19 protein-coding genes and 1 tRNA gene are annotated in these 20,316 nt (G+C 42.4%); 4 read left to right on the top strand and 16 right to left on the bottom strand.

All coding sequences use genetic code 11. The annotated features are described in order from the left end of the window. Positions 1 to 15 precede the first annotated feature (15 nt). The gene (aroH, locus tag H6G14_RS20355) at positions 16 to 429 is read left to right on the top strand and encodes a chorismate mutase (protein WP_190569126.1); all 414 of its coding nucleotides are present in this window, start codon (positions 16 to 18) and stop codon (positions 427 to 429) included. Here aroH and H6G14_RS20360 read toward each other — a convergent pair whose 3' ends face one another. Next, positions 430 to 1,149 carry a DUF4386 domain-containing protein gene (locus tag H6G14_RS20360; protein WP_199326237.1) on the bottom strand — a complete coding sequence of 240 codons (720 nt, stop codon included), beginning with the start codon at positions 1,147 to 1,149 and terminating at the stop codon, positions 430 to 432. It lies immediately after the preceding gene. A gap of 100 nt (positions 1,150 to 1,249) precedes the next feature. Continuing rightward, positions 1,250 to 1,831, bottom strand: coding sequence for a cupin domain-containing protein (locus H6G14_RS20365; RefSeq protein WP_242053494.1), 582 nt, complete (start codon positions 1,829 to 1,831; stop codon positions 1,250 to 1,252). A gap of 155 nt (positions 1,832 to 1,986) precedes the next feature. Here H6G14_RS20365 and H6G14_RS20370 point away from each other — a divergent pair, with 155 nt between their 5' ends. Further along, on the top strand, positions 1,987 to 3,039 hold the full coding sequence (locus H6G14_RS20370; protein ID WP_190569128.1) for an AraC family transcriptional regulator: 1,053 nt from the start codon (positions 1,987 to 1,989) through the stop codon (positions 3,037 to 3,039). 105 nt (positions 3,040 to 3,144) lie between these two features. Here H6G14_RS20370 and H6G14_RS20375 read toward each other — a convergent pair whose 3' ends face one another. From H6G14_RS20375 to crtR, 3 genes are all read right to left on the bottom strand, one after another. Continuing rightward, the gene (locus tag H6G14_RS20375; protein WP_190569129.1) at positions 3,145 to 3,915 is read right to left on the bottom strand and encodes an SDR family oxidoreductase; all 771 of its coding nucleotides are present in this window, start codon (positions 3,913 to 3,915) and stop codon (positions 3,145 to 3,147) included. Between the two features lie 76 nt (positions 3,916 to 3,991). Beyond that, on the bottom strand, positions 3,992 to 4,582 hold the full coding sequence (locus H6G14_RS20380; protein ID WP_190569130.1) for a Crp/Fnr family transcriptional regulator: 591 nt from the start codon (positions 4,580 to 4,582) through the stop codon (positions 3,992 to 3,994). 17 nt (positions 4,583 to 4,599) lie between these two features. Then, positions 4,600 to 5,520: a beta-carotene hydroxylase gene (gene crtR, locus H6G14_RS20385; RefSeq protein ID WP_190569131.1), complete on the bottom strand. Its 921-nt coding sequence runs from the start codon at positions 5,518 to 5,520 to the stop codon at positions 4,600 to 4,602. Between the two features lie 466 nt (positions 5,521 to 5,986). Between crtR and pyk the strand changes: the two genes are divergently transcribed. After that, a complete protein-coding gene (gene pyk, locus H6G14_RS20390; RefSeq protein WP_190569132.1) occupies positions 5,987 to 7,756 on the top strand; it encodes a pyruvate kinase in 1,770 nt (589 codons plus the stop codon). Positions 7,757 to 8,262: 506 nt separating this feature from the next. Here the strand turns inward: pyk and H6G14_RS20395 are convergent. After that, positions 8,263 to 8,961 (bottom strand): M23 family metallopeptidase, encoded by a 699-nt coding sequence (locus tag H6G14_RS20395; protein ID WP_190569133.1) that lies wholly within the window; start codon positions 8,959 to 8,961, stop codon positions 8,263 to 8,265. A gap of 555 nt (positions 8,962 to 9,516) precedes the next feature. Here H6G14_RS20395 and H6G14_RS20400 point away from each other — a divergent pair. After that, complete coding sequence (locus H6G14_RS20400; RefSeq protein ID WP_190569134.1) at positions 9,517 to 9,900, top strand: hypothetical protein; 384 nt, start codon at positions 9,517 to 9,519, stop codon at positions 9,898 to 9,900. 93 nt (positions 9,901 to 9,993) lie between these two features. Here H6G14_RS20400 and H6G14_RS20405 read toward each other — a convergent pair whose 3' ends face one another. From H6G14_RS20405 to H6G14_RS20450, 10 genes are all read right to left on the bottom strand, one after another. Next, a complete protein-coding gene (locus H6G14_RS20405) occupies positions 9,994 to 11,250 on the bottom strand; it encodes a glycosyltransferase family protein (protein ID WP_190569135.1) in 1,257 nt (418 codons plus the stop codon). 119 nt (positions 11,251 to 11,369) lie between these two features. Beyond that, a complete protein-coding gene (locus H6G14_RS20410) occupies positions 11,370 to 12,860 on the bottom strand; it encodes a protein kinase domain-containing protein (RefSeq protein WP_190569136.1) in 1,491 nt (496 codons plus the stop codon). Between the two features lie 104 nt (positions 12,861 to 12,964). Then, positions 12,965 to 13,510, bottom strand: a complete 546-nt coding sequence (locus H6G14_RS20415; protein ID WP_190569137.1) for a GIY-YIG nuclease family protein — start codon at positions 13,508 to 13,510, stop codon at positions 12,965 to 12,967. 139 nt (positions 13,511 to 13,649) lie between these two features. Next, on the bottom strand, positions 13,650 to 14,915 hold the full coding sequence (locus H6G14_RS20420) for a glutamate-5-semialdehyde dehydrogenase (RefSeq protein ID WP_190569138.1): 1,266 nt from the start codon (positions 14,913 to 14,915) through the stop codon (positions 13,650 to 13,652). Between the two features lie 4 nt (positions 14,916 to 14,919). Next, the gene (locus H6G14_RS20425) at positions 14,920 to 15,327 is read right to left on the bottom strand and encodes a hypothetical protein (RefSeq protein ID WP_190569139.1); all 408 of its coding nucleotides are present in this window, start codon (positions 15,325 to 15,327) and stop codon (positions 14,920 to 14,922) included. A 620-nt stretch (positions 15,328 to 15,947) separates the two neighbouring features. Further along, positions 15,948 to 16,019 (bottom strand) — tRNA-Gly (locus H6G14_RS20430). A 212-nt stretch (positions 16,020 to 16,231) separates the two neighbouring features. Then, a complete protein-coding gene (gene ribH, locus H6G14_RS20435) occupies positions 16,232 to 16,804 on the bottom strand; it encodes a 6,7-dimethyl-8-ribityllumazine synthase (protein ID WP_190569140.1) in 573 nt (190 codons plus the stop codon). A gap of 195 nt (positions 16,805 to 16,999) precedes the next feature. Then, positions 17,000 to 17,188, bottom strand: a complete 189-nt coding sequence (psbZ, locus tag H6G14_RS20440) for a photosystem II reaction center protein PsbZ (RefSeq protein ID WP_190569141.1) — start codon at positions 17,186 to 17,188, stop codon at positions 17,000 to 17,002. 838 nt (positions 17,189 to 18,026) lie between these two features. Further along, a complete protein-coding gene (locus H6G14_RS20445) occupies positions 18,027 to 18,836 on the bottom strand; it encodes a peptidoglycan-binding domain-containing protein (RefSeq protein WP_190569142.1) in 810 nt (269 codons plus the stop codon). Between the two features lie 213 nt (positions 18,837 to 19,049). Beyond that, positions 19,050 to 20,051, bottom strand: coding sequence for a M23 family metallopeptidase (locus tag H6G14_RS20450; RefSeq protein ID WP_190569143.1), 1,002 nt, complete (start codon positions 20,049 to 20,051; stop codon positions 19,050 to 19,052). Between the last annotated feature and the right edge of the window lie 265 nt (positions 20,052 to 20,316).

Raw genomic sequence — 20,316 nt, forward strand, 5'->3', positions numbered from 1 at the left:
AAGGAGGACTTTGGCGTGGAGTGGCGATTGCGTGCAATTCGTGGAGCAACAACCGTTTCGGAAAATAGTGTGGAAGCAATTCGAGAGGCGGTGAGTGAACTGCTAGACGAACTGGAAGGGCGAAATCAACTCCAGCCACAAGATATGATTAGTGTGACATTCTCTGTTACGCGGGACTTAGATGCGATTTTTCCAGCAGCGATCGCTAGACCCCGTCCGGGTTGGGATAATGTAGCTATGTTAGATGTACAGCAGATGCACGTTGAAGGTAGTTTACAGCGCTGTATCCGTTTTTTAATCCACGCTTATCTACCTGCCTCTACTCCCATTAATCACATTTATTTGCGTGAAGCTAGAAAGTTACGCCCTGATTGGAGTTTTCCCCAAGCGCTACAAGCAGCACAACCAGTAGTAGAGTCAACATTTTAACTAGAAAACTCTTTGAGGTGATACTCGCAGCAGAGAAATTCCCACAAGGAGTAACCAGATTTCCCACAAGATAAAACCAATCGGTGTAACTTCTAAAACAGGTATTGTGGGAATCACTGTTTTCAATAATTCGCTTTGTCCTAAAACTAATAAAGGTAATGTCATCAGTCCGAACCAGGGAACCCAGGCTTTAAATAGCGGTGATTTTCTCATGGCTATGCCAATACCTAATGTCCAAAAAATTAACAGAGTTTGCCCTAAATACTCCCCAATGACGACACCCCCGTATTGATGCACCGTTTGATAAACGATGCTGATTGCTTCACGGGTTGTAGCACTAGTTGATTGATTAGTATAAATATTTGCCAGAACTGGAATCACAAATACCCAACGCATCAGCCCAACAGATTGCAGGACTCCTGATGTTACGCCGAGAATGGTTACCGTCATCAAATAAGGATTTTCTTCACCGATGAGGATTTTATGCAGGAGTGTACTTGCTGGGATAAATAACAATGCAGCCAATCCAAAGAAAAACCACGTAAGAATCAGCCCAGTTCCACCTGTCTGAAATTTGACTAGGACATAATCAACTGGTTCACGTAGGACATCATCATATTCAAAGTTCTGGATCAGTAGCAGGTAAGGGATATTCAACATAAAAACTAGAAAAATGAACAATCTACCTGTAGTTCTGACGAGTTTTAAGCGGTTGATCATAATGTTGTGATTAGATGATGAGGTAAGTGTCAATACGGTTATGCTTTGTAGTCATTGGTAGAAATACCCGACGTATTGACAATAAGGTAATTAGTAATATTTATGAATGACGATCGCTCTGACTCCAGTATTTGTTTAGCGATCGCTCGACCCCCCACCAATGACCAATCTGAACTAAGCTATTAATCAACAGTTTTTGGACAAACATCGGCGGGCCGACTAAAATTGTGTCTGCTTTTTTCAGCAACAATGCTAGTTGCAACAGATTGGTTGGCATTCCTTCACGGTCAACTTTGCCATCAATTGCCAAACCATACATACCTTGAATAAATTGCTCAAATCCACCTGCGGGGCGGTTCTCACTGGTAAACGTCACCCATACAGACGAACTATTGCGGAAACTGTGTTGTACCCCAGCCGGAATATGCACACTCTCGCCTGCTTTCAGTGTGCGCCAATTTCCTTTGCTACCAACCTCCATCTCTAAACAACCCTCTATAACGGTGAAGGTTTCACTCATATTGGTGTGGTAATGTAATGGGCTACCTTTAGCCCCAGGAGGCAAATCAAAGCGGATTTTGGCATATTTTCCGCCATTTTCTAGGCTAGACTGGATAACAGTCATGCGATCGCCTGTCACAGGATTGACAATTACTTCTAGTTGATTAGTTGTCAGATTCATCTCAACCTCCATTGAGTTACATTGCTACGCACCGGAATTGTGGTCTTGGCGCTGTTTGATTACACTCCTACAATAGGTTTTCTACACGAGCCTGAATTGACACATCCTGCCAAGAAGTTGACTAATCGCGCCGTTTTCTTAAATCAGCCAGAGGCATGAAAGAAGCAACTTTCTCTGTTTACATTACTCGTGGCATCATTCAATATGCTGCCAGTTGTGGAGTCAATGCAGATGAGTTATGCACAGCAGCAGGATTTGATTCATCGCTGTTACAAATGCCAGACCAACGGATTCCTGGGTCTTTGCATAGTGCTGTATGGCGACAGGCGGTCAAGCTAACAGGTGATGAAAATCTGGGCTTACATTTGGGTGAGGTATTTAATTTGGCAACATTTGGCATTGTTGGTTATGTATTAGTCAACTGCCAAACTTTTCAAGAAGTATTAGAAAAACTCTCGCGGTATACCCGTTTGTTTAGTCAAGGCGCGCATATTCATTTCTCTGTAGAACAGGGTATGGTGCTTTGTGATTGTGATATTGTTAATGACTTGCAAAATTATCTGTTAGAAGAACCACGCCACGCGATTGAAAGTACTTTTGCATCTTTACTCACAGCTACAAAAACTCTCATAGGTAAACCACTACACTTACATTCTGTCTGGTTTCAACACCCGCGCCCTGCTGATGGTTCTGAACATGAGCGCATCTTTCAAACTGGATTACACTTTTCGATGCCGACGAATCGCTTAATTTTTGATGCTAATTATCTCAATTTGTCGGTGTTGTCGGCTAATTCCAACTTACTTTCTGTGTTTGAACAACACGCCCAAGCAATGTTAGCTGAGATAAATCGAGCAGACAATTATACTCGGCAGGTGGTTTGGGAAATTATTCAGCAGTTGAAAGGAGAATTACCCACAATAGAAGCGATCGCTCACAGTCTCACCATCAGCGTCCGCCAGTTGCAGAGGGAGTTACAAGCTGAAAACACATCTTATCAAAAGTTGTTAGATCAGACACGCCAAGAATTAGCCATACGCCATTTACGCAATCCCCACACCCCTATTCATGACGTAGCATTCCTCTTAGGCTTTTCTGAACCTAGTGCTTTTCACCGCGCCTTTAAACGGTGGACAGGAGAAACGCCAAGAAATTATCGCGTGTCTCAAATGTCAGCATCTAGTAGTTCACCAACCCAAAATTGCTAGGCTAATGCAAGCAGGGGGAGCAGGGGAAGCAGAGGAGCAGGGGGAGAAGGAGATTTTTTTGCTCCTATTAATTAACCTTGCAAAGTTGACTTGCCAGACTACTAGTTAAATTCCTGGTCGGAGTATTTTCTCAGCCATTTGGGGAAACCATCGCTGGAGGAAAAACAGTAGTTTGGTCTTACCGATTCGCATTTCATAGCGATCGCGTGCGAAATCATGCCAAAATTCATTTACCAGTGCATCAGGGGAAATCTTCCCTTTACCCCGTCCTTCAGTCATTGGTGTATCAACCAAAGGCGCGATAATTTCAAATACTTTAATAGATGTGGCTTCAAGTTGCCAGCGCAAGGCTTTAGTAGCAATATGTATCCCGGCTTTACTACCACAGTAGACAGGCGCGCTTTCTTTGGGAACTAATCCTAAACCAGAGGAAACATTGATGATTGCGGCTTCGGGCTTGTTCAACAGATGGGGTAAAATCAGTTTAATCAATTGCAATGGCGCAATTAAATTAGTGCGTAATTCTGCCTCGATTAACTCTGGGGTAATTTCTGGATTCACAAATTCATAGTTGTATTGAATGCCCGCATTGTTGATCAGGATATTCACATTTGGGTAACGATCAACTAGCTCTTGCAAGGCATTTAAATCCTGTAAATCAGCAACTTCAGTGAGAATTTCCGGCCATAATGCCTTTACGCCAGCTAATTTTTCAGGATTCCGTCCAGTGATTATCACTGTATTTTGCGCTTGCAGAAATTTGTGTGCTAGTGCCAAACCAATTCCTGATGCACCTCCAGTGATTAAAACTGTGTTGCCTTGGGTGGCGATTTTAGGTTTTTTCTTGTAAGCCGGATGTAATAATTTTTTCACCATTGCTAGTTTAGTAAGTGCATTTCAGAACATCTTCTTTAGATGTAATCTGGAGTAATGGTGAAGTCATTAACTTATGTTAATCAGGAGGGAAATTTTTCCGAATTCGGCTAAGAGACACAGGTGAAATACCTAGATAAGAGGCAATGTGATACTGCCTGACTCTATGATCTAGATGAGGATATTCCGCCAGAAACTTTTGGTATCTGGTCGTGGCATCATCTAGGAGTAACTCTGCCTCGCGTTTTTCTTTTTTAAGATACAATGCTTCTAAAAATTTATGCTTAATTGTCTGCCAGCATGAATGCCCTGCACATAATTGGGTGAACTTATCATAGTCGGCAACTAATAATAATGAGTCTTCTAAAGCTTCAATAGAAAATTGAGCAGGCTGTTTCAAAATCAGCGCACTGTAGGCAGCAACAAAATGTTTTTCTGGGCAAAATGATTTTATAAATTCTGTACCTGATGAATTTACGTAGTAGAGACGTAAGATTCCGGAAATAACGAATCCAATTTGCCAAGGTATGTCACCCGCCTGAATGAAAAACTCTCCAGCAGTTAAAGGTAGTGGGTAAAAAGTTTGGTTTAACTTTTGAATTTCATCTGCTGGAATCTCTGCGAAGTTTTGCAGAACAGTATTGAGTTGAAGATAAGGGGGGGTGGACATACAAAGTGGCGATCGCGCTATGCCTCTAGATTATCACTTGAGATTTTTTCTTCTTGGTGATGATGAAATCTGATCCCTAAAAAGATGTCATACACAAACTCAAAGAAATCTTTTTTCTGCAATAATCCTGAAGTTTGATAACAGCCTTTTTCATCTAACAGTGGCTTCATTACATAATAAGCTGGCTGATAGTTATACCAGGGTATGGAAGGCCATAAATGATGAATTAGGTGGTAATTCTGCCCCATAATTAGGATGTTGAGTAGTTTTCCAGGGTAAACGCGGGCATTTTTCCAGCGATCGCGTTCTACAAAAGGACGATGGGGCAGATAATCAAAGAATAGTCCTAAAGCTATACCAACTATAAATGCGGGGATAAACCAAAAATTGAGAATGTAGCCCAGGAAATGGTATTGAACGGAAATGTAAACAATTGTAATGACGATTAAGCGACTGATAAACCACTCCAGCAGTTCATATTTGCGCCACAGCTTTCTTTGAAAGAAAAATACCTCATGGTACAAAAACCGCACGGCGATTAACCACAGTGGCCCACCTGTAGAGACGTAATGATCAGGATCATCTTTGGGATGGTTAACATGGGCGTGATGCTGCAAATGTACCCGCGTAAACACAGGAAAAGCAAAAGCCAATATCAAAGCGCTCCCATGACCTAACATGGCATTAATTATCCGATTGCGGTGGGCAGATTGATGACAAGCATCGTGAATAACTGTCCCTGCACAATGTAAAGCTAGGGTATTTGTGCTGAAGCATACCCAATGAGGCCATTGCCAAAGCCAATAACCAAAGTTCGACAAAATCAACATGACCACCGATGCCGAAAATAAAAGCATCGTGGGGTTAAAATCACCAGGAGGCGCTAAAAATTCCTTTGGTGGGATTTTTGGTAACTGCTTTGCCTCCAATGAGAGCATTTGTGTCTCCTTTGTGATCAAACATTACAAATATACGACAAATGTTAGAGGATAATAAACTTTTGTAATGTTTTGTATAGGGAGATTTATCAAAAACCTATGCTGATCAGCAGATGAATAGCGCTATGATTCCAGACAAGACCCAAGTATTTTGGGATTTACCCAGTAAAACAAGAAATCAATAGTTGAGGTAAGGGGTGCAGAAGAGTAGTTTACCAAAACCCTTACAGCCATTTTCCATAAAAATTTGCTGATCAATAGGGTGTGCTATCCGTATCACGAATAATTTTGATGTAAGAAACCTTCTCCACGGAAGGATGGAACCCAGATTAGTGTACGATATCTAGTCTATCTCACAGTTCCATAACATCTCCCATAGTTTGAGTCACGGATATAACAGTGACTGAAAACTAAATGCCCCTTAATTTACTATGACTCACTAGATAGCTCCCTAGAATCAGCCCCTATGCAATTAAGAGATTCTGTACGCCGGACAAAAATCGTCGCTACAATTGGCCCTGCCACTAGTAGCCCCGAAATGCTGAAAGCCATCATTGAAGCGGGTGCAACAACGCTGCGACTTAACTTTTCCCACGGTTCCCACGCCGACCATCAGCGTAGTATTCGCCTAATTCGGCAAACCGCTTTTGAACTAAATCAGCCAGTGGCAATTCTCCAAGATTTGCAAGGGCCAAAAATTCGCTTGGGAAAGTTTGAAAACGGGTCTATAGTTTTAGCTAAAGGCGATCGCTTCACTCTAACAAATCGCCCGGTTGTTGGTACGCAGGAAATTAGCTGTGTCACCTACGATTACTTGGCCGATGAAGTCCCTGTAGGCGCAAAAATCCTCCTGGATGATGGCCGTGTAGAAATGGTGGTGGAGGATATTAACCGCGACAAAGGGGATTTACATTGTCGGGTGACTGTAGCAGGTAAGTTATCTAATAACAAAGGTGTCAATTTTCCTGGCGTTTATCTCTCAATTAAAGCCATGACCGACAAGGATCGTGAGGATCTGATGTTTGGTTTAGACCAGGGCGTTGATTGGGTAGCTCTTTCCTTTGTCCGTAATCCCCAAGACATCATTGAAATTAAAGAACTAATTTCCAGTACTGGTAAACAAGTGCCAGTAGTTGCCAAAATAGAAAAGCATGAAGCGATCGAACAAATGGAAGCAGTTCTCGCTTTATGTGATGGTGTAATGGTGGCTAGAGGCGATTTAGGTGTAGAACTACCAGCAGAAGATGTTCCCGTACTACAAAAGCGCTTAATTGCCACAGCCAACCGCTTGGGTATTCCCATCATCACTGCTACTCAAATGTTAGATAGCATGGTGAGCAATCCCCGCCCCACCCGCGCGGAAGTGTCCGACGTAGCCAATGCCATTCTTGATGGTACAGATGCGGTGATGCTCTCCAATGAAACGGCTGTGGGTAGCTACCCAGTGGAAGCAGTAGCGACAATGGCGAGAATTGCCGAACGCATCGAGCAGGAAGAAGCTATGGCTAGTAAATTGCGCCAAATGCGAGATAACCGCCGTTCTATCCCCAACGCCATCAGCCAAGCTGTAGGTCAAATTGCTGAACAGTTGGGAGCAGCAGCAATTATGACTCTGACCCAAACAGGGGCGACTGCACGCAACGTTTCCAAGTTCCGCCCCCAAACACCAATCTTAGCGGTAACACCCCATGTCAACGTAGCTCGTCAGCTACAAATGGTATGGGGCGTAAAACCTTTGTTGGTATTAGAATTACCTTCCACTGGTCAAACATTCCAAGCCGCCATTAACGTCGCCCAAGAGCATAGTTTACTGTTTGAAGGCGATTTAGTCGTGATGACAGCTGGGACACTCCAAGGGGTATCTGGCTCAACGGACTTGATTAAAGTTGAAGTGGTGACAGCAGTTCTAGGTCAGGGAATTGGTCTAGGACAGGGTTTGGTAAGTGGGTGTGCTAGGGTTGCTCACACCGGGATGGATGTGGGGAACTTTAACGCCGGTGATATTCTGGTTGCACCCCGCACAGGCGCAGATTTTGTTGAGGCGATTCGCAAAGCCGGCGGGATTATTACAGAGGATGAAAGTTTAACTAGTCATGCGGCGGTGATTGGTTTACGTCTGGGTGTGCCAGTAATTGTAGGTGTGAAGAAAGCCACGCAAGTTATCCGTGATGGAGCAATTCTGACTCTAGATTTGCAACGAGGTTTAGTTTATTCCGGTGCTGTCGGAACTCCTTAATTAACTTAAACAAGGGTGTAGGGGTGTAGGGGTGTAAATGTAAATGTTTAAAACCCTCACATCCTTATACCAATTCTCTATGAAGTTGCGCCAAATAAATGATGTAGAGACGTTGCATGCAACGTCTCTACATCACTCAGATCCCCGACTTCTTTGATACGTTGGGGATCTTATTATTTAAAGCTCTCAACCATTTTAAGTAATGCTGTTTACAGCATTTTCATAGGCTAATGACTTATTAGTAAATTAAGCCTTTATGGAAGAGAATGCGGAGAGGATTTTGAATAAAAATGTCATCAGTCTTATTAGTTTTGTCGTTGCTATCATTTTCAGTGTTGGAGCTATAATTTTGATTCAATCACTGAATATACCTGCATTTATAACTCTCAGTGTTTCTGTATTAAGTAGTTGTTTTTTGATAATTTTTATTTTTATACATAATCTCATATCTCAATGGAAATAGTTTGGCACTTTTTTAGCCTTGCCACGCCACTACTTAATATTTACTAATAGCCAAAATTAGGAGTATTATTTGACTCTTGAATAATGACTTGCGATTGCTGATTATTGACGTTTGCACGTCCTCTAGCAATCTGTTGTTGGGAAAACATTTCTCGTAAGACCATTGCTGGGTCTACATAATTATTGGCGTATTTCAATCCCCAATGCAGGTGTGGCCCTGTGGTGCGTCCGGTCATCCCGACTCTACCTATTCTGGCTCCGGTGGGTATGGTTTGACCTTCCCAAATTTGAATCCCACCAGGGCGGTCAATCAAAAAGCGGCGACCATTTGCGGTGTCTACATAACCTTCCATGTGGCAATAAGTATGTTCCCATTGGCCTGATTTAATGACTATATGTGTACCACAGGCTGTGCGATCGCCTACTTTAATCACTGTACCTGCCCACCAATTGCGAATGTAACTACCTTGGGGCGCAGCAATATCTAAGCCACTATGAAATTCCCAACCATCTCCACCAGTCGCAGAACGGCGATAGCCAAAAGCAGATGTGTAAGCTTGAAAGTTTTCTACTGGGAAAGAAGCTGATAACCAACCACTGCTTCTGGCTCTTGTGTTTGATCTTGTCTCTCTTGCTATAACAACTTCCGCCTTAGGGAATAAAGCTATAAAGCTAAACATATTTAACCCTAATGCTAATAATGTGGCTCCAGAAAATGCTAATCTCTCTTGCCTATTAATCATTTTTATTCCTCAGACCACTCAATATGTTTGTATCTAATTCCTGTAAAGTTCTTGTAAATAAGTTGGAAAAAATAATCACAAAATTTAAATTAATCACATTGTCAAAATATGTTTTTTATGGTTACTAAGAATTGCTATTTACGTATGTACTTAAGTATTACTACTGCTTTAGTCAAACAGCTTACGATGTAAAGCTTTAACCTGTCAAATTTATCTTAAGCGCCACCACAAGAGAGGGTTATTAGCCATCGAATAACCAGATGATTGGGAAAAACATCTAAAAGTATAGAGAAAGATTATGGTTGTACTTACGTATGTACTTAATAAACCGAGAAGTTGTATCAAAATAAACAATTAATCCTGATGAGAATTTTCAACTCAGTATTTCGGAACAGGAGTTGATTCAGAGAATTCTGCCAACCGAATGACGACTCACATCAAAATATAGTTGCCAAGTATTCAAAATATTGTTAGCGTTTATGCTTAAAATTGCTGAATATGTCGATTGACATTAGCTTAAGTGTCGATCCGACCACTTGCAGGACTCCTCAAGCCATGCTGACTGAAATTTTACCTTTTCGTTTTGAGTTGAACACGATCGCGATCGCCGGCGCTAGTCTGTGGTCTTTGGCGTTATATCTAGGTTTTTCGCCGTTGAGTGAATGGGTCATCGAGCAACTTAACCGTTGGTTTAACTTTGCCGAGCGATCGCTGTACACTAGCCAAATAGAATTTGAAAAAACTCGCAAAGCCAGAGAAGCTCAAAACGCCTTTTATGCCTCACTTTTCAGCATTGTGCCATTTCTAGTAATTGGCACTTTATGCAATTGGGGGGTGGAAATCAGCTTAGGACGTAGTTGGGCTATTAGTACAGGTATACTGGCTTGTATGGGTTGTGGGATCTACGAACTAGGACGACGTGACGGACAATCTGATTAAGTTGTTAGTTGACAGTTGTGAGCCAGTGCGGTCTTGGGGGTTTCCCCCATGAGCAACTGGCGAACCCGAAGGGTCAGTGGTCAGTTGTCTCTCCTAATTCCCAATTTCTTCACTAACTATCTGTGCTAACTTCTGGGCTGCTCCGCTTTCACCACGAACATGGCGGAGTTTCCCTCGCATCTCTTCCAATTTCTCAGGATGATTTAGCAAATCTAAAACCATTTCCCCAACTTCTTGCGGCTGGAGTTTACCTACAAGTTCTGGGACTATTTCTTCCTGCGCCCAAATATTTGGCCATGCTAATAAACCTTTGCGTCTAAGAAATAGCCAGTTAATGATCTTGGCAAAGGTCGAACCCACACCTGGTAAATTCGCCAATAATCCTGGTAAACCGTCCCAAGAACGCATCGCATCAAGTTGTTGTGTAGGGAGCAAGACTATCATGGGTACACCCAAAGCCCCTAACTCAGCAGTGTTAGCGCCTACTGTGGTTAGGCAGATACTACATTGGGATAATAATTCATAAGCAGGATTTTCTTGCCATAACTCCACATTTAAGCCATTATCTGTTTTCAAAATGGAGCGCTGGTGATTGTTATCTGGGGAAATTAAGGAAGCGCCAGAAAAGCTAAAGGTTTCTACAAATGGGTTTTTTTGGAAATCGGCGAAACTAGCCAAAGTTTTTAAATCCAAAGTCGGGGCGACGGGAATCACAAACTTTGTTTGGGGCATTTTGCTGTGGATATACTCACCAATACTCAGCATTAATGGGATGCCTTGGGTTAATTTTGCTGCTTTTGACCCTGGTAAAATGCCTATGATTGGGGAGTGGGGAGTGGGGAGTGGGGAGTTGGGGAGTTGGGAGTTGGCTTCTAGCATTAAATCGCCAACAACTGTGAATTTATGGGCGTATTTAGGGGATGCTTTGGCTGCAACTAGGGGTTTCATGACTCCGAAACGGTCAATTAAGTTATGCCAACGGGCTTCCCATTCGGCGTAAACTACTGTGCGATAGTTCAGTTTTTTGCCGATGACTACAGGAAAAAACTGGTCACCTCCCAGGAAAATAACCACACCTTTGCTTCGCCAATCCCAATTGTCAACAGTTTTCCCCCAGAGCAAAAATTGCCAAAAATACTCTGCTGACTGTACTCTGTCTACTTCTGGGTAAGAAAGTGCGATCGCTGCTTCTTTGCCACTAGCATTAGGACATGGTGACAAAATCACAGAAATCCTGACCTGAAAACGGTCATCACCAAGTTTTTCACGTAAAGCTTTAACTACAGGACGTACCCAGGTTGTTACCTCACCAGGCCCATTGGAAAGAATAAGAATATCTACTGGATTCATAAGTTAATAGTTAAAATCGCACCAAACATCTCAAAATTTATCGATACTTATCCTTACTTTTTCACCAACTTTGGCAACAATTAAAACAAATTCAAAAATCTCTAGAAGCTGCTAACTAATTACTTAAAATGTCTCAAATTATAACGTTTTTGGTATGCGGCAATATAATCTACATTTCGTTGCTCTAGTCTTGTTAGCAATTTTATAGGAAATTCTTTAGGTGAATATATGGGGTTATACCAAGGTTGATTATTAAAGTAATCTTGTAAACCTGGATTATCAAAACGGCGACCATGACGAGCAAACACGGTATTACGCATAATATCTAGAGTGTAACCATTTTTACCATCTAAATCTGCATCGGTCACAGCCTGCTGGGAAAGCCACAAATAATTATTGTTATTGATGTTTACATCTATTGGTGCAGATGTGATGGAGGGAACGGGTGAAGGGTTAACCTGTTGTTGAAGAGATGGGACAATAGGTTGTGCAGTAACTGGCGGTTGGGTAACCTCAGGAGTTGCTTTACTTAGTGGTGTTTCTATGACTGAGTTGACTGGAGATGTGTTGTTGTTTTCGGCTACAGGTTGGGGTGTCCTGGTAAATGCTAGTCCGATAATTACTGATGCACCGATTAAGCCGCCTGCAATCAAACTACCAAAGAGGATACCTTTTTGATTATTACCTGTAACGTTTGCTTGGGGCGCTACGGGAACAGTCTGCTGTGGTGGCGCAGATACTACTGGAGGTGGTGCAAAATACGGTTGTGTAGGGGGAATGGGACTGCTGATACTTTGTAAATTATCTAACATGGCTCTAGCAGTGGCATAACGATCGCGTGGATGGTAGGCGATCGCTTTATCAAGTACACTAGCTAAAACCGGATTGATCTGACTGGCGTACTGTCGCCAAATCATTTCCCCAGTCTGGGAGTCTATCTCTAAGGTTTGTGGCTGTCTCCCAGTTAATAAATAAATGGCTGTGAGACCTAAACTATACAAATCGCTGGAATAAACTGGTCTTCCGGCCGCTTGTTCACTGGGCATATATCCGGGCGTACCAATGACAATGGAACTGGTAGGATTACCTTGGGAATTGACGACTGTTCCCATTGATTCCCGCACAGCACCAAAATCAATCAGTACAGGTTTACCGTCACGATGACGCAGAATAATGTTATCTGGTTTAATATCACGGTGGACGATGTGTTTACCGTGGACATATTCCAAAACAGGTAACAAATTTACTAAAAGTTCTTGAATCGCACTTTCCGTAAATAACCCTTGTTGTTGTAGTCTGGCTGTAAGTGTATCCCCTTCAACCCATTCCTGCACTAAATAAAATTGCCCATCGGCGGAAAAATAAGCATATAATGCCGGAATTTGTTCTGTTGCACCACCTAATTCCTCTAAAATTGCTGCTTCCCTTTGAAACCTTTCCTGTACTAGCTGGTAAATCTGAGGATTGTTTTGAATCGGTCGTAATTGTTTGACCACACACCGCCGCTTAGAAGGCATATAGGTATCTTCAGCCAGATAGGTTTCACCAAACCCTCCAGCACCCAATGTGCGGATAACTTGATAGCGATCGTTCAACAGCTGTATGGTCATAGCAGACTTCAGAGACTAGCTAGTCTAATATAGGCGTTGTCAGTCGTCATTTGTCCATAGTCAAAATTTATTTTCTCCTGCTTACCTAAGTTTCCAGGCAAGTTTCATTTCAAATCTAGTAAACCGTCTTCTTTTAACTTAGGATTAAAACGCAATTGAGTTTTTAACCCACGTAATTCTAAAGATGCTAAAATTTCCGTCTCTACTCGTCGAGCTACATTTTTAAGAATTTTCATTTGTGTGAGTTCATCATTAGTAGGTTTGTGATAATTCGTCTGTTCTTCGTCTGTCATGAATTTTTTCACATCTACAGGCTGCGTCCATATTTCTTTCTGTTCGCCATTTCCCACAGGTATAGTTCCGTTTTCGGCTATCCAAGCCTTTTCAATATTTTCTAAAACAGTCCGACTGGGACGTTCAATTGTTTGAACCTTCACCCAGTAGCAATGTTGTAGCTGACGGACTAAATGCTGTCTCAAACTTAAATAAACGTCACGAGAATATCCCACAAACTGCAATGTTTTTTCCTGGTCAAAAATTGCATATACTCCTATCTTTTCTTGATAATTTTCTGGTAGTTGCCCATTTTCATCAATATAGGGAATATATTCGAGATTGACTAAACTAGGAATATTAATTTCAGTTGTCATAAATTTGTGATGTTAATTTTTTTGAACCCCAGCATCATTCTACAGGGGTACTAGATCAACTTATCATGACCTGCGATCGCCTGGTACGGTGTCTCTTAAGAGGCAAGGAAGGGGAGAGGAAAAACATTATTAGCCAAACTTAAAACCTCCCATTCCCCTGAATAATGTGCTTGAGGGTAGTTAAAGTTTCTAGGCTGATAAACCCCCGGCGATGACCTTTTTGATTGGACATACCTAAAAACACAGAATCACCTCGTGAAGGGTTACGGGAGAAGCGCGGGGATGTGTTGATATAGGTGGCGGCGCTGTTAACTCCTAAGGCGAATTGGCGACTTTCTTGATAGGACTCAGTGGCGATAGAGTCAGCATGACCGCTACTGTATTGATTTATCCAGGCGATCGCTCCATCCAAACTATCTACCAGTTTAAATGCTACTGTCTTAGTTAAATAAGCGTTGCCCCATTCGTTATCTTTTGCTAGCTGCAACTGGGGAAAGGCTTCTACTAGTTCCCCGTCGCCTTTAATTTCAAACCCTTTCTCTTTGAGGCTATTCCACAAAACAGCTAAAGATGAAGGCATAGCTTGACGATGAATTAAGACTTTCTCGATAGCGTTGACGGGATCTGGTTCGCTTTCATGGCTATCGAGAATCATCCAACGTACCATGTCTAAGCTGCTATTTAACGACCAGTAGAGGTAACAGTTACCCATTGCTGACTTTAACACCGGGCAAGTCGCTTGGCGCATTACCTGCTGTACTAAGCTGGAACGTCCGTAGGGAATTACCAAGTTGATATATTGGTCTTGGGTGATTAAATCTCGCAGTGAACCGCCATGTTCTGTAGTGACAAGTTCTATACAGCCTGATGGTAGACCAACTTCTATGATCGCGTGTTGTAATGCTTCCACGATCGCCGCATTAGAATGACTAGCTTCTGTGCTACCCTTGAGGATAATACTGTTGCCAGTTTTAATACACAAACCTGCGGCGATCGCTCCTAAATCGGGAAACGCTTCATAAATAAATCCAATTACTCCCAAAGGCATTAACTGAGAATAACTCTGAGAATCTTCTGGCTGATAGTCGGCGTTTCTCACCCGACGCAATGGGTCTGATATTTCTCCCAACCTTTGCAGAATTTCTACTGTAATCTCTAACCTGGTGGGAGTTAATTTCAGCCAGTCTAAAATCAGTTCTGGCACTGCCATTTCTCGACTAGCTTCTAGATCCAAGGTATTGGCTTCTAAAATGTCGTCAAATGCGTTTTCTAGCGCCTGTGCCATTGCCAAAACAGCGCGACTACGATCTATTCCCTTGGTAGTACCTAACTTCAGGGACGCTTGAAAAGCGCGTTTGGCGCTTTTCATGGGTTCGGGACAATCATCTAAAGCTGCAACGGTCATTGAGTTATCGTCTGTAAGTAAGCCAGACCATGAGTGCTGGCAAAATAGCCAACAATACTGCCACCATTGCCCAAGCGATGATACTAGAACCATTGGCCAGTCGCAGTGCTAATGGTAGCCATATAATCACTAGCACGAAAATAATGCCCAATGCTATGGGTAAATAGCTTTCTCGCAATTTTGGGTGGACAACTTGCCAACTATTCCCCATCCAACGCCAAGCACGTTTGTAGGGATAGGTAGTGGAAAGCTGTTCTAATACATGGCCATTATCTTCTACAACAAAGATTTGCTGACAGCGATCGCAACCAAATGCTTCTGTCAGTGTAATCGGGACTAACCGCCCTCGGCGACGGCAAGGACACGGGTATTCCGTATTGAAATCGATTTTTTCGGGTTTTTTAGATTGCACAAGCGTTTTCAGCAATTTAAAATTCAAAATTTAAAATTAAGAACCCCATACATGACAAGTGATCAGGATTGTATGAGTGTGGGTATTAAAACCACGTTAACTTCTTGTTTAAAATTTCTGCATTTTCCTATCTAAAAATTACAAAATTAATGTATCGCTATTAATCAGACATTGATAGTGCAGGCATAGAGGGTACATTTTTAAGCTTACGTGGCGAACTACCTGAACACAATCCATTGAGCTTCTGCTTAACTGATGGGTTCTGCTTTTTACGGGGAAGCTGCGCGAACGGCGATCGCGCTATCCTTTCTTGGAAGATAGACGGGAGGACTCATCTTTCACATAAAGGGTTATCCTGTGAATAAACATCTCCCACTGCCTTTTTTAAGCTATGGGCGCAGAACTACCAGAGGCTATGGACAGAAAAATGTCTTCAGTTTCTCTGACTCTCCCTCGAAGTTTTCGGGCTAATTATGCACCTCATAACAGGTCTATCTACCCAGCTAGTAACTGGTGTAGTATAACCGCTACAAAAAAATGATTAGCTTATACACTAACGATTATAGCGGAGGCTAGACTGCGGCTTTTGATTTTTCAAGCTACTTTTATGCTTCCTTAAAAGCGGGTAACGCGATTCGAACGCGCGACATTCACCTTGGCAAGGTGACGCTCTACCACTGAGCTATACCCGCAAACTTCACTATATTCAAATATGCCAGATTAATTTTTATTTGTCAACCGTTTAAACTTATAAATTTTGCTAGCTGAGGACTGGAGACAAATCAATAGGACTTACGCACCAAGGTTGTCTGTTGAGACTGGGTGTAGGAGTTTGAAACATTTATACCCTATATCCTTGTCCAAACCCTTGATTTTTCGTTTTCATGCGTAAGTCCTGACTTTTTTACACTTCTTCAGATTCTGCGGTCAATTTACCGATGCTGGCATTGGGAAAAGCGGCTGGTAAGGATTGGGTTTGGGTGTAAGAGTCTGTAACGTTAGAACGCAATTGGCGCATGAGGCTAGCCATTTCTAGAGCATTCATGGCATAGTCCCAACCATGATTAGCTTTAATACCTGCTCTTTCTAAAGCTTGCTGCATAGTGTCTACTGTCAAAATCCCAAAAATTACAGGTACGCCTGTCTGGAAACTAGCAGCAGCAATGCCTTTGGATACTTCGGCGGAGACATAATCAAAATGGGGTGTTTGTCCGCGAATGACTGCGCCAAGGCAGATAATTGCATCATAACGATGGGTGAGCGCTAGTTGACGAGCAACAAGAGGTACTTCAAAACTTCCAGGAACCCAAACATAGTCTACTTGATTCCCGTGGGGATCGGGGTCTACACCGTGGCGTTTTAAGCAATCTTGACATCCTGCTAGTAGTTTTGTGGTTACAAGGTCATTGAATCGACCAATCACTACCGCTAAACGCAAAGGTTCTGTTTGAGTAAAAGTTCCCTCGAAAACTGCCATGACTCTACCTGGAATCTAATATACTTCTTGTCAATATACATTTCTTCTCTAAATATTGAAGAGCAGGAGAACACAATTTAGGTAGGGAAAACAAGAAAAAATGGCAAATTTTTCTTGGATTTTGTACCTGTATTGGTGGCTCTCCTGCCCCTGTAGTGTCGATATTATTTATTTTGGCTAAGACAATGTACTTGTCTAGACCACAAAAAAGTTTAACAATCCGACTAAAAGCACCAAAGCAATCCAAACCCCGGAACCAAGCCAAAGGAGCTTTTTAGATTCCACCCAGTTTTGCGGAGTGGCATAAGCAACAGGCACGCCCACAACTAGGACAAAAGACACCAACACAAGCGTTACCAAAGCAAATTGGAATATTATGGTCATTTTGACTTCTCCCAAGACAGCGACATACTAAAGAAAGTACTAAAAATAGAATATCGTAACTGGCGACACTGACAGTTTTTCCTTAATTGTAAGCTACCAGAAATTGGGTCACTATGGACTAGTAGTCTGCCAAGAGAACTTTGCAAGGTTAATAGCAGCAAAAAAAATCTCTTTCTCCCCCTGCTCCCTCTGCTTCCCCTGCTCCCCCTGCTTGCCCTAGCCCAGCAATTTTGGGTTGGTGAACTACTAGTGACCATAGTCAATACTTTCTGGGTGTAATGCTCTAGAAGGTGGAAAGGACGAAGGTTAACAGCAACGGACAAGGCAAAATACTAAGCTAAGAGGATTTACGGCGATTTTCCACCGAGGGATTCTTTACCTTATGCGATCGCATCGAGGCAGGCGGTTAAGCGATCGCGCCTTATTTGGGATCTTCCTGGAGCATAGCCTATCGACATTGCTGGAGAAATCGATACTTTAACTGGAGGCGAAGGCAGTGATACATTCGTCTTGGGACGTGGCGGTTTAAATTTTGTTGGTTTAGCTTATTTCCGGACTGGATGCCGGGATTTGGCTAACAACGAATCGCACTATGAATCGTGATGCGTAAAATCCCCATCATTGATGCGAGGGGTATAAGCCAATTGCGGGTTCTAACCCATTTTTACGGTTTGATTACAGTCTCATATTTTACCTGCTTTTCTGCCCCTTTCTTAAACCCCTATTCTCGAAAGTCCCCAGTCCCTAGTCCCCAGCTATACTAATGTTTCGTCTATATAAAAACTTGCCCCACAGTTTCTAAACTATGGGGCAAGGGCGAAGATTTTTGTTAACGTAATTAACTTCTCAATAGGGCGCTGCGAGTTTCTGGCCCAACTACACCATCTACACGTAAACCATTATTGGCTTGAAACTCACGCACTCGGCGGACTGTTACCGTACCATAATATCCAGTAGGTTCCACACCAAGCGCTCTCTGTACTTCGGAAACTGCTGAACCGCGAGAACCAAAGCTTAGTGTTACAGGGCCACCAGTTGGTGGTTGGTTTTGGTTCCCTCTAAACAGTGCGTTGCGGGTCTCTGGGCCAACGATACCATCTGCGCGTAAGCCATTATTGGCTTGAAACTCGCGCACACGCCGAGCTGTTACTGCACCATAATAACCTGTGGGTTCGACTCCGATCGCTCTCTGCACTGCGGAAACTGCTTGTCCACGAGAACCAAGGCGCAGTGTTACAGTTCCACCAACACCAGGGCCGGGTTGGGTTGGACGGCCGCCAGACATTCCACTCACCCATCTAGCTGCTACGTATCTGTTACCAGATAGGCGCGCAAAACCGTTGATGTTACCTGTGGAACTGATTTGAGTTCCGTTAGGGATACAGTCTACGACTCTAGCATTAATGCTAGGGGAGGTACGCACATTTAGACAACTGCCATTAGTACGCACGTATGCTGCCAAAGCACCATTAACTTGAGTTAAGGCCGTAAACAATACCATCAAACCAGCTACAGACAGCCAAGCGGAAGACTTGAGCAATTTCCCCCAGCTAAAATCAAACTTTGGTAGTTCATATTCGAGATATTCAGTCTGACCATTTGCCTCTTGGTTAGCAATGACCATAGAGGAATAAGCAATAAATTCCATTGGTGAACACCTTATGTCTAACAGCTAAAAAATGACAATAAATACCAGATTTTTGTACTTTATACTACTGATCATAAAGTCTTTTCCCTTTGTGTCTCAGCAAAAAGTAAGAAAATTTATAAAAACAGTTGTCGTCACGTTTTTCATCATTGATTAAATTTAAGGAAATATCAGCAAATACTCATCTTTTTACTCATAGTTAACCTAATTTTTTTATTTATTAGAAGTATAAAAACTATCGGTACGTATCTGACTACCATTACGCCAAATTTCCACTTGTTCCGGACTAACTACGTAAGAGAAACTACCATTATCTGCCTGATATCTATCTTTACCAATACTCCAAGCTGGTATTTTGACGGGCTGGGTTGGATTTTGTTTCAACTCACCAATATAAAACAATTGCCCATTTTCGTTGCAGACTCGGACTAGTATATTTGTTGTCTCACCTTCAAGCACTGTCAAACCACTGCATCTCGTATCAGTAACTACTGGTGCAAAGGCCACGGGAATGTTTTGCGCGGGTGAAACTGGCTGTTCTATGGGGATGGGTATGGAGGGAGTAAGGGAAGAATTATTTTCAGGTTTGGTTGGGTGATTTTCCGGTACTCGCCTGACTTGATTAACTTTAGCCGTATTACTAGCAACGGGTTGTGAGGGAATTTTGCTAGCGGTAGAAGATGCTAAAACAGTCATTGGGTTAACTGCTACTTTCCCGTTAGGATAATATTCAAAGTGTAAATGTGGTGCAGTGCTATTACCTGTAGACCCCATTTCCGCGATGATTTGTCCTTGTTTCACTTGTTGACCTTTGCTGACTAACAAACGGCGATTATGTCCGTAAACAGTGACGCTACCATTAGGATGTTTAATTTCAATAGCATTACCTAGCCCCCATTCATCCCATCCGACTTTAACCACTTTCCCAGTCGCTGCGGCGAAAATAGGTGTTCCCGATGGGGCTGCAATATCAATTCCTTCATGTTGATATTTGCGGAAGCCTTGGGAAATATATCCTTGGGTGGGCCAAATCAAGTTAGCACTAAGAGTTAGAATCGGAATGGCTATAGGTTTTTGTGGAATTTGCGAATTACCTGCTACTTGAGTTAAGGCACTAGTATTTGTACTGAGAACCGCTATTAAAGATGCTAAAGTAATACACAAGTAAGTACAGCAGCGAAGGATAGTACTTTTTTTGGCTAGTTTTAAAAGCATAAAAAATCTTTCGGATACATAATTGATATTCGCTATTTCATGCTCATGCTGTAATTATCAGGGAACTTTTTGGTCAAATTTATAACTTTAATAGATGTCTTACATAAAATAGACGGACGCTTTACTCTAAAAGTGTCACGGTCAGTTAAATAGAACAAAAAGACCTAAAAATAAGACTTATTTAATAGAGTACCCACAATTTAGAGGGAAAATTAAAAATAGATAGTGGGTAAAAGGGGTGTAAGGGTATAGGGGTGTAGGGGTA

It is taken from the genome of Nostoc parmelioides FACHB-3921 (genome assembly GCF_014696625.1).
GTDB lineage: Bacteria > Cyanobacteriota > Cyanobacteriia > Cyanobacteriales > Nostocaceae > Trichormus > Trichormus parmelioides.

Excerpts from the sequence above, each read along its gene's own strand:
- H6G14_RS20360 (WP_199326237.1), bottom strand. The coding sequence starts at position 1,149 with ATGATCAACCGCTTAAAACTCGTCAGAACTACAGGTAGATTGTTCATT.
- H6G14_RS20365 (WP_242053494.1), bottom strand. The coding sequence starts at position 1,831 with ATGAATCTGACAACTAATCAACTAGAAGTAATTGTCAATCCTGTGACA.
- H6G14_RS20370 (WP_190569128.1), top strand. The coding sequence starts at position 1,987 with ATGAAAGAAGCAACTTTCTCTGTTTACATTACTCGTGGCATCATTCAA.
- H6G14_RS20375 (WP_190569129.1), bottom strand. The coding sequence starts at position 3,915 with ATGGTGAAAAAATTATTACATCCGGCTTACAAGAAAAAACCTAAAATC.
- H6G14_RS20380 (WP_190569130.1), bottom strand. The coding sequence starts at position 4,582 with ATGTCCACCCCCCCTTATCTTCAACTCAATACTGTTCTGCAAAACTTC.
- crtR (WP_190569131.1), bottom strand. The coding sequence starts at position 5,520 with ATGCTCTCATTGGAGGCAAAGCAGTTACCAAAAATCCCACCAAAGGAA.
- pyk (WP_190569132.1), top strand. The coding sequence starts at position 5,987 with ATGCAATTAAGAGATTCTGTACGCCGGACAAAAATCGTCGCTACAATT.
- H6G14_RS20395 (WP_190569133.1), bottom strand. The coding sequence starts at position 8,961 with ATGATTAATAGGCAAGAGAGATTAGCATTTTCTGGAGCCACATTATTA.
- H6G14_RS20400 (WP_190569134.1), top strand. The coding sequence starts at position 9,517 with ATGCTGACTGAAATTTTACCTTTTCGTTTTGAGTTGAACACGATCGCG.
- H6G14_RS20405 (WP_190569135.1), bottom strand. The coding sequence starts at position 11,250 with ATGAATCCAGTAGATATTCTTATTCTTTCCAATGGGCCTGGTGAGGTA.
- H6G14_RS20410 (WP_190569136.1), bottom strand. The coding sequence starts at position 12,860 with ATGACCATACAGCTGTTGAACGATCGCTATCAAGTTATCCGCACATTG.
- H6G14_RS20415 (WP_190569137.1), bottom strand. The coding sequence starts at position 13,510 with ATGACAACTGAAATTAATATTCCTAGTTTAGTCAATCTCGAATATATT.
- H6G14_RS20420 (WP_190569138.1), bottom strand. The coding sequence starts at position 14,915 with ATGACCGTTGCAGCTTTAGATGATTGTCCCGAACCCATGAAAAGCGCC.
- ribH (WP_190569140.1), bottom strand. The coding sequence starts at position 16,804 with ATGGCAGTTTTCGAGGGAACTTTTACTCAAACAGAACCTTTGCGTTTA.
- psbZ (WP_190569141.1), bottom strand. The coding sequence starts at position 17,188 with ATGACCATAATATTCCAATTTGCTTTGGTAACGCTTGTGTTGGTGTCT.
- H6G14_RS20445 (WP_190569142.1), bottom strand. The coding sequence starts at position 18,836 with ATGGAATTTATTGCTTATTCCTCTATGGTCATTGCTAACCAAGAGGCA.
- H6G14_RS20450 (WP_190569143.1), bottom strand. The coding sequence starts at position 20,051 with ATGCTTTTAAAACTAGCCAAAAAAAGTACTATCCTTCGCTGCTGTACT.